The sequence below is a fragment of the Wolbachia endosymbiont of Nomada ferruginata genome (genome assembly GCF_001675785.1).
In the GTDB taxonomy this organism is placed as follows: domain Bacteria; phylum Pseudomonadota; class Alphaproteobacteria; order Rickettsiales; family Anaplasmataceae; genus Wolbachia; species Wolbachia pipientis.
Genome location: NZ_LYUY01000059.1, coordinates 1 through 8,153, shown reverse-complemented (window position 1 = coordinate 8,153; position 8,153 = coordinate 1). Strand labels below are relative to the sequence as shown.

The following is an 8,153-nucleotide window of genomic DNA, read 5'->3' as shown; positions in this document are numbered from 1 at the left end:
AGTGTTTAAGACTTAAAAAACGCCAATACTGAAAATAGACAATGACCAGGGCTTCTTTTGCCTTTTTTTTATTTGGTAAATTTCTTAAATATTTATAGCTAAACGACAATCGTCATCCCGCTGCTTGTTAGCGGGATCTAGAGATACCGCGAATGAATCGCGGTATGACGGTTCGTGGCGGTATGACGGTTCGCGGCGGCATGACAATAAGCTCGTCATCCCGCTACGTGTTAGCGGGATCTCTTGTTAGCGGATGAGATACCGCAAATGAATCGCGGTATGACGGCTAAGTAGGGTGTCATCCCAGTGCTTGACACTGGGATCCAGAAAAATTGATTGTAAACAAACGACTATACAACATTTTCAATAAAATTACAAAAAAGCTGGATCCCAGTGTCAAGCACTGGGATGACGTCATAGAGGCGCTGGGATGACACCCTGACAACCGTCATCCCGCTACGTGTTAGTGGTTGAGATACTGCGGCGGTATGACGTAGGACTGCTGTCACCCCGCTACGTGTTAGCGGGATCTATTATGAAATACCGCAGCGATATAGCTACAGAAAACTTGTATAGATTTTTTCTACTTCTGTGATATCATAAGCCTGTAATGATAAAATAAGTAAATATGGATAAGTCAGCGTATGAGATCATAGAACATGAGTATGATGTGGTAGTAGTAGGTGCAGGTGGAGCAGGGCTCAGAGCAACGCTTGGGATGGCTGCAACTAATTTTTCAGTTGCCTGCATTTCTAAAATTTTCCCTACACGAAGTCATACAGTTGCAGCACAAGGCGGAATTAGTGCAGCTTTAGGTAATATCGGTGAAGACGATTGGCGCTGGCATGCATATGACACAATAAAAGGTTCAGACTGGCTTGGTGATCAAGATGCAATAGAATATATGTGTAAAAACGCTGCTAAAGCTGTTATTGAACTTGAAAATTTTGGCGTACCTTTTTCTCGTACAGAAGATGGCAAAATATACCAGCGTTCCTTTGGTGGAATGACAACTCACTTTGGTAAAGGAAAATCAGCTCAACGCACTTGTGCGGCGGCAGATAAAACTGGGCACGCAATCCTTCACACTCTATATCAGCAGTGTCTTAAATTCAACGCTGAATTTTTTGTTGAATACTTTGTGATTGATTTAATTATGGATAGCGAAACCGGAGCATGCTGCGGAGTTCTTGCTTGGTCGCTATGCGACGGTACATTACATAAATTTCGTGCGCATAGAGTGGTGCTAGCAACAGGTGGATATGGACGTGTTTATTTCTCTGCAACAAGTGCGCATACCTGCACAGGTGATGGTAATGGCATGGTAGTAAGGGCTGGATTACCGCTTGAAGATATGGAATTTGTACAATTTCATCCAACAGGAATATATGGCTCAGGGTGCTTGATGACAGAAGGATGCCGTGGTGAAGGGGGGTACCTCGTTAATTCTCAGGGCGAAAAGTTTATGAAACATTACGCACCAAAAGCAAAAGATTTAGCTTCCCGTGATGTGGTAAGTCGTGCAATAACAATTGAAATTAGAGAGGGAAGGGGAGTTGGACCGAAAAAAGATTACATGTATTTAACTATAGCGCATCTTGATCCGGAAGTAATAAAGCTCAGATTGCCGGGCATCAGCGAAACCGCAAGAACTTTTGCTGGAGTTGATGTCACTAAAGATCCAATACCGGTCATTCCGACTGTTCACTACAACATGGGTGGCATTCCAACCAATTATCATGGAGAAGTGATCACGCTGAAGCAAGGTAAGGAAGAAGTGGTAGATGGACTATTTGCAATTGGAGAAGCTGCGTGCGTCTCTGTGCACGGTGCAAATCGACTTGGTTCTAACTCGCTTCTTGATCTTGTGGTTTTTGGCAGAGCTGCAGCGCTCAGAGCAAGAGAGAAACTAAAATCCGGTACACCACATAAAAAATTGCATTCAGACTGCACAGACTGGATAGTAGATAGATTCAATAAAATGCGATTTGCTTCTGGTGGGCTAAAAGTAGCAAAAATACGCAGTGAAATGCAGAACACTATGCAAAAATACGCATCAGTTTTCCGTGTTGCTGAAGTTTTAGAAGAAGGCAAAAAAGCTATAAAAAAGGTAGCAAAAATGATGCCTGATATTTCACTTGAGGATCGCAGTATGATGTGGAATAGTGATTTAGTTGAAGCACTGGAGCTTGCTAACATGATCCCACAAGCGGTTATTACCATGGAATGCGCAGCTAATCGCGAGGAAAGCAGAGGTGCCCATGCTCGTGAAGACTTTCCTGAACGTGATGACAAAAACTGGATGAAGCACACTATAGCGTGGCTTGAAGAAAAGAAAGGGCAAATTAACGTAAAAATTGATTATAAAAAAGTGGCTGAAAAAACTCTGAGCGGTGAGATTGATTTCATAGCGCCAGAGAAGAGGGTTTATTAGTCAGCCCATCTAGCTTATTCATGAATTGACGTAGTATTGATACATCGCTCATTTTAGTAGCTGGGTTTTCTGTATGCTCTGGTTGATTTGGTGACTCTTGTACTGCTTGATTTTTAGTCTCATTTCTTAAATTCTGTTGATCATTATTAACAAGGTTCTTCGAAGCTTGATTCTGCTCTGTTGTTGAATTAGAGCGGTTTTTGTCGTTAAATGTGTCCTGTGCTTTGTTGGTTGATTTTTCAAAAAGTTTCTTAATACCACTAAATCCTAAAGTTAAAGTAAGGCATATAACTCCAGCAACAGCTATGATAGGAATGGCTGCTCCAATTGCCATTTGACCCTGAAAGAAAGCAAATGTTACCATTGCAATAACAGTAATCGTTATCGTGATTGCTAACAGTTCGCGGGTCCTTTTTGCTGGATCTATGAATCCTGCTACAGCAGATACTCCTTTTTTTATACCAGAACCTGCTTCTTTAATGCCAGACTTGCATTTTTTTGAAGCAGTTTTACAGTGGTATTTTTCTTCAAGCTTCTCTTTTAGTTCTTTAGCTTTCTCCTGTGCTTTCTGTGGAGTCCCTGAATAATCTTTTAGATCTCGTAAAGTTAAATAGTACTTTTTAGTATGGAATTTTGGATCTTTCAGCTCCAGAGAACAGGGATCAGCGCCTATTTCTAGCAGCATTGTACAAAATTTTGTTGTATTGTCATAAGCAGTTGCTGTATCAAAAATTGTTCCTTGCGGTAGGTATTCGATACTTCTTTTTTCTGCTTTTTTCTTTAATGCCAATTCTAGGGGTGTGTTCCCTTCTCCATTCTTAGCATTTATAGCTTTACCTAATTTATCTTTAGATATTGTTCCATTTTTTACTAAACCTAAAATCAATTCCAAACATGTAACTTTTTGTTCTCCTTTGAATGAAGCAATATAGTGCAGAGCATTTTTTTCATCTTTATCTTGCACAGTAATATCTGCACCATTTTTTAGCAATAGTTCTAGGGTTTCATACCTTTTAGTTTTTTCAAATTTTCTATCTGTACATGATCGATCCTCATTCTTTCCTTTTATATGCTGAAGCAGCTGATGAAGAGGCGTTTGTTCTTCCTGATTTTTACTATTAATGAGTTGTGCTAAATCTTCCTCGGTGACCGTTTTTATTAGGGTACCTAGAAACTTGCATTTCTGTTTCTTTTCCAACGACACGATAAGGTGTAAAATATTGTTGTCTTTTTCACCTTTCATACTATTAATATCCGTACAATCTTTTAGATATTTTTTAAATTTCCTGTTATTTCCATTTTTGATCGCTTTTAGTAATAGAGCATTGCTATTTGTTATTTCGTTGCTTATTTCTACTTTATGATCATCTTCAATATCGCTACCGTAGCCACTTTCTGCTTCACTATCTTCACTATTCCTACGATCATTTTTGTTGTGGGTAATACTATTAGAACAATATTTGCTATTATCAGTAATTTCTGAAATTACTTGCTTTACTCGTTCTTTTGTTTCATTTGATATTTTTTTCGATCGTTTTATTGCTTTATCTAGCACTGGAAGGAAGCATTGGACATAATACCTATAATATTTTTCTTGTTCTCTAAGTGATTCTTCTAATTTAGTTAATACTTCAGGGCTAGCACCTTCCTTGAATAACCTTTTACACTCCTTGAGAGCTCCATCTTGACCTCTTGGTTTTTCACGCTTGTGTTCTTCTTTTTTTACCTTTCTCTCTATAATGCCATACAATTGTTCGTCTTTTCTATCCCGCTCTTGCTTTTCATTTTTATCTATGTATTCATCTAATTTTTTTGCATTAGTAGTTAGTGCGTTTAGATCTATATCCATACTAAAACCTCAATATTAAAAGCTATTTAAGTTGTCAGCTAAGATTCAATTTTTTTAATTAAGTCAAACGTTGTATATAGCTAACAAAGACCGCTTCTGTCATCCTATGGCTTGACCATAGGATCCAGTCTAAAAAATCTGGATTCCAGCGTCACGCGCTGGAATGACAACTCAAGATATCGCCTATAATTAACCATAAACATATTTCAGTAAACCTAAGTTACTTTTAGCTATATGTAGTTGAAATACAGATAGAAAGGCAGGTAAGAAGGCAGAAAATTAATTTCTGTAAGAAAGTTTGCCGTCATAGTTAAACCTCACTTGAACAGTTGTCTACTATTTTAACCATTTAATCTTAAAAAATAATAAATATAGCTAAAGTGCGAAACGTGCTACTGGCTAAAATAGGATAAGAAACTATAGCTGCAAATTAATGTGTATCTGTTCAGATGCATGGCTAATGTACAAATACTGAAACAAAAATTCCAGTGCTCCCTTTCTTGTCATCCCAGTGCTTGACACTGGGATCCAGATTGGGCACTAAGTTGGTAAACACGAAAGCGCTTTACAACGTTTTTGATGGAACTGTGCAAAAGGACTGGATGCCAGTGTCACGCACTGGCATGACACCCATTTGTTCCTATAGTTGTCTTTTCTCGTCTACCTTATTTTGCCACTCTGCTGAACAGATACATTAATGTTTTTATCAGTCTTCCAGACTTGGTTTTTCTTTTAGTTTTTTAAGTCTTTCTTTATTTAGTATGGAGCTTATCTCTTCTACACTTTTGTCAATATCATCATTGATTATTACATAATCATATTTATCACGTTTGCTTATCTCTTTTTGAGCTTCGGCTAATCTGCGCTCTATTTCGCTTGCATCATCACTATTACGCTTTTGCAAACGCAACCTAAGCTCTTCCATTGAAGGGGGAAGTATAAAAACACTCACAACTTTTTTTCTCATGAGCTTGAATAAGTGAAATGCTCCTTGCCAGTCTATGCTTAGTAAAACGCTTATTCCACTGCTCAGGTTTTGCTCTATAAAATCTCTTGGTATACCATAAAAATTCTCAAAAACTTTGGCGTATTCAAGCATCTGACCAGCTTCGCATAACTCGTGAAATTTTTCTTCGGTAACGAAAAAATAGTCTTTTCCATTTATTTCGCCGGGGCGAGGCTTGCGTGTAGTCATAGAAACAGACCTAACTAAATTAGTTGATTGCTCAAGTAATTTTGCTGATATAGTAGTTTTTCCAGCTCCAGAAGGGGAGGATAGAACCAATAATACGCCCTCACTTTTTACGGTCATTTTTCTTTGCATTTTTTAACATGGCGCTTTTTGGATCAGAGTTTAAAAAGCTAGAACCTTCTAAATTAGAATTTGATAAGTTGGTGCCAATAAGAGAAGAGTTATCAAAGACAGTATAGCGCAAATCGGTTTTTTCAAAATTTGCCTTATTCAAATTAACGTTTACAAACTTTGCTCTACTCAATGTTGAATTAGAAAAATCGGCATTTTCTAAATTCATATTCTTAAATTCAAAGTAAGAATAATTTACATTAAATTTTTCACCCTGTGATATTTTCTCTTGCAAATCTTTAATCGAAGTTATAGCATTTTCTGAACCTGCAAGTTTTTTCTGTCCTTTATTGTCAATCAAAATTGAATTATCAAATTTGCAACCTGTTAAGTGAGCATCAACAACTGAACTTTTATATATGCTTGAAGAGAGAAAAGACATATCACTAATTGTTGAATTGCTCAAATTGCTAAGAAAAAAGCTAGTTTTCCTAAAGGCATTAGCGTGAAGCAAAGAAGATCTGAAATCGCTTTCAATAAAATTTGAATTAGTTACTTTTAAATTAGACCAGCTTGAATTATCAGCTAATAAATTAAAGAATGTTGAATTTTCTATTTCACTGGAATCAATATTATGGCGAGAAAGTGTACTGTTATAAACTTGAGAGTCTTGGATTTTTATCTTATACATTGAAGTTGTAGAAAGGTCTGAATCTTCTATCTTCGCAGAGGTGAATAGTGAATGGTCAAAAAATGAGCCATTCATGTTAGAATTCGCAACTTTAGTATTATGAAACTTTCCGTGACGAATGTCAGCATTAGAGACATTAACTTGATGCAGTTCACTAAAACTAAAATCAATATTGGATAAATCAGCATCCTGAAGATTTGCTTCAGAAACATATGTATGCTTTATCTTGGAACCATTTAGTATAGATTGAACAAAACTTGAATTATCGTCATTCACATAGGAAATTTGTGTGTTGCTTAAATTAGTTTCGTCGAAGTTACTGTTAATTATGATAGAAGAATTAAGGTAGGCAGCGGAAAGATTGCTACCTGTAAAGTCTGATTCTTTTAACTCTGCACCATATATGTTAGCATTTTTTAATGAAGAAAATTGTATCTTTAATTTATATGCATCCACTCCAAAGAAACTTGCATTATCAAGGTTGTTTTTCTGCATAACGGTATCGTTTATTTCACTATCACTAAAATTTACGTGGCCAACATTCGAGTTTGATAAGTTGGAGAAATTCATTTTCACATTCGAGAAATTAGTATGCAAACCAATTACGTTGTGCATACTTACTTTTTTGAGATCGGAACTGATAAAATCAGCATAACTAACATTAGACTGATCAAATACGATATCTGTTAAGTTTGCAGAAACAAATTTTGTAAAACTCAAATTTGTACCTTTTATTTTAATGCCATGTAAATTAGCATTGGAGAAATTAGCACCACGTAAATCAACATCAATGAAAGACACATCGGATAAATCGGTGTTAGAAAAATCGGCACCAATCAGACTTACTCCATCAAAAACAGATTTACTTAGGTACAGTTGGTTAAAATTAGCTCCATTTAAGTTAGAACCAAAACCTTTCTTAAAATCTTCTGGCACGCCCTCTTTGTGGCACTGCACCAAAAATTCAGTAAAGTCTTTTTTACTGTAAGATACGTATTTTGCATCACGCAAAGCGTTTAAAAAATCACTAATCTGATTTTTTTCATCATTTGTTTCGTTTCCATAACATAAATGACCAACTAAAATTAATATCAAAAATCTAATCATCTTGCTTATCGCACTGTATTTCTTTCGTTTTCACAGCCCAATCGTACATTGCTGAGCTTTCTTTATTGTCTATTTTTCTATCCTCCAAAAGGTGTGGCATCATTTCGGCAATCGCATTTATTATATTGATCTGCTTTTTTTCGATTGCTATATCAATTGGGGATTGAAAATTATTGTTAACTACTCTAAGATCAGCACCTTGTAATAAGAGAAAGCGCACTATGTCTACCTCACCTTGTTTAACTGAATAAATGAGAGGAGTATCACCCAATTTATTTCTAAACCTTAGTATCTCTTGAGTTGTTAATCCAATTTTTTCTAGCTTACTTATTATTCCTCTTAAGCAAGGTAAGTTATTTTTCTTAATACAGTAAAAAAATTGCTTACTGTAATCATCAATAAATACAGTTGTAGGAAGATGCTCATTAAGGCTATCATATTGTCGTTTATATATTGACTTGCTTTGTATATCTTTATGACCCCATTCTTTTATTGGTTCTCTGTTTAGCTTTGTCCATTTTTGTAAATTTTTCTTTTCACTTTCATCTTTTTTAGTTATAGGTTTTACTCTATTGCGGTCCTTGGAATTACTGTTTGTTTCTTTCACTTTTTTTTCTTCAAACTGACTCTCTACTTTTTCTTTTTTTTCCTCTAATAATTGACTCGCATCACTTTTTGAAAGTTCATTAGAGGTTGTCCGGAAACAAGTAAATTCAAGCATATTCCCTCTTTAACATAACCCTACTCATAGCTAGGTATATGAAATTCT

The 8,153-nt window shown here is 36.0% G+C and carries 7 protein-coding genes and 1 pseudogene; 2 read left to right on the top strand and 6 right to left on the bottom strand.

The window, feature by feature from the left end:
• Positions 1-84: 84 nt before the first annotated feature.
• Entirely contained in the window at positions 85-219 is a 135-nt protein-coding gene (locus BA053_RS08355; RefSeq protein WP_255356246.1) for a hypothetical protein, read from the bottom strand.
• A gap of 131 nt (positions 220-350) precedes the next feature.
• Positions 351-509 (bottom strand): hypothetical protein, encoded by a 159-nt coding sequence (locus BA053_RS08705; protein WP_156518005.1) that lies wholly within the window; start codon positions 507-509, stop codon positions 351-353.
• 119 nt (positions 510-628) lie between these two features.
• Here BA053_RS08705 and sdhA point away from each other — a divergent pair, with 119 nt between their 5' ends.
• Positions 629-2,434 carry a succinate dehydrogenase flavoprotein subunit gene (gene sdhA, locus BA053_RS04135; RefSeq protein WP_065094600.1) on the top strand — a complete coding sequence of 602 codons (1,806 nt, stop codon included), beginning with the start codon at positions 629-631 and terminating at the stop codon, positions 2,432-2,434.
• Here the strand turns inward: sdhA and BA053_RS04130 are convergent.
• On the bottom strand, positions 2,406-4,283 hold the full coding sequence (locus tag BA053_RS04130) for an ankyrin repeat domain-containing protein (RefSeq protein WP_065094599.1): 1,878 nt from the start codon (positions 4,281-4,283) through the stop codon (positions 2,406-2,408). The two genes, sdhA and BA053_RS04130, sit on opposite strands and share 29 nt — an antisense overlap.
• 488 nt (positions 4,284-4,771) lie before the next feature.
• Here BA053_RS04130 and BA053_RS07335 point away from each other — a divergent pair, with 488 nt between their 5' ends.
• Positions 4,772-4,981, top strand: coding sequence for a hypothetical protein (locus BA053_RS07335; RefSeq protein ID WP_167347035.1), 210 nt, complete (start codon positions 4,772-4,774; stop codon positions 4,979-4,981).
• An 8-nt stretch (positions 4,982-4,989) separates the two neighbouring features.
• On the opposite strand, the gene gmk is transcribed toward BA053_RS07335, so the two are convergent.
• From gmk to BA053_RS04115, 3 genes and pseudogenes are all read right to left on the bottom strand, one after another.
• Positions 4,990-5,595, bottom strand: a complete 606-nt coding sequence (gene gmk / locus BA053_RS04125; protein ID WP_065095341.1) for a guanylate kinase — start codon at positions 5,593-5,595, stop codon at positions 4,990-4,992.
• The gene (locus tag BA053_RS04120) at positions 5,579-7,384 is read right to left on the bottom strand and encodes a pentapeptide repeat-containing protein (protein WP_065106790.1); all 1,806 of its coding nucleotides are present in this window, start codon (positions 7,382-7,384) and stop codon (positions 5,579-5,581) included. Before BA053_RS04120 ends, gmk begins: the two co-directional genes overlap by 17 nt.
• Positions 7,377-8,072 (bottom strand): annotated as a pseudogene (locus BA053_RS04115) (ankyrin repeat domain-containing protein); the annotation flags it as partial. The pseudogene BA053_RS04115 and the gene BA053_RS04120, both read right to left, overlap by 8 nt.
• Positions 8,073-8,153: the final 81 nt, after the last annotated feature.

Excerpts from the sequence above, each read along its gene's own strand:
- BA053_RS08355 (WP_255356246.1), bottom strand. The coding sequence starts at position 219 with ATGACGAGCTTATTGTCATGCCGCCGCGAACCGTCATACCGCCACGAA.
- sdhA (WP_065094600.1), top strand. The coding sequence starts at position 629 with ATGGATAAGTCAGCGTATGAGATCATAGAACATGAGTATGATGTGGTA.
- BA053_RS04130 (WP_065094599.1), bottom strand. The coding sequence starts at position 4,283 with ATGGATATAGATCTAAACGCACTAACTACTAATGCAAAAAAATTAGAT.
- gmk (WP_065095341.1), bottom strand. The coding sequence starts at position 5,595 with ATGACCGTAAAAAGTGAGGGCGTATTATTGGTTCTATCCTCCCCTTCT.
- BA053_RS04120 (WP_065106790.1), bottom strand. The coding sequence starts at position 7,384 with ATGATTAGATTTTTGATATTAATTTTAGTTGGTCATTTATGTTATGGA.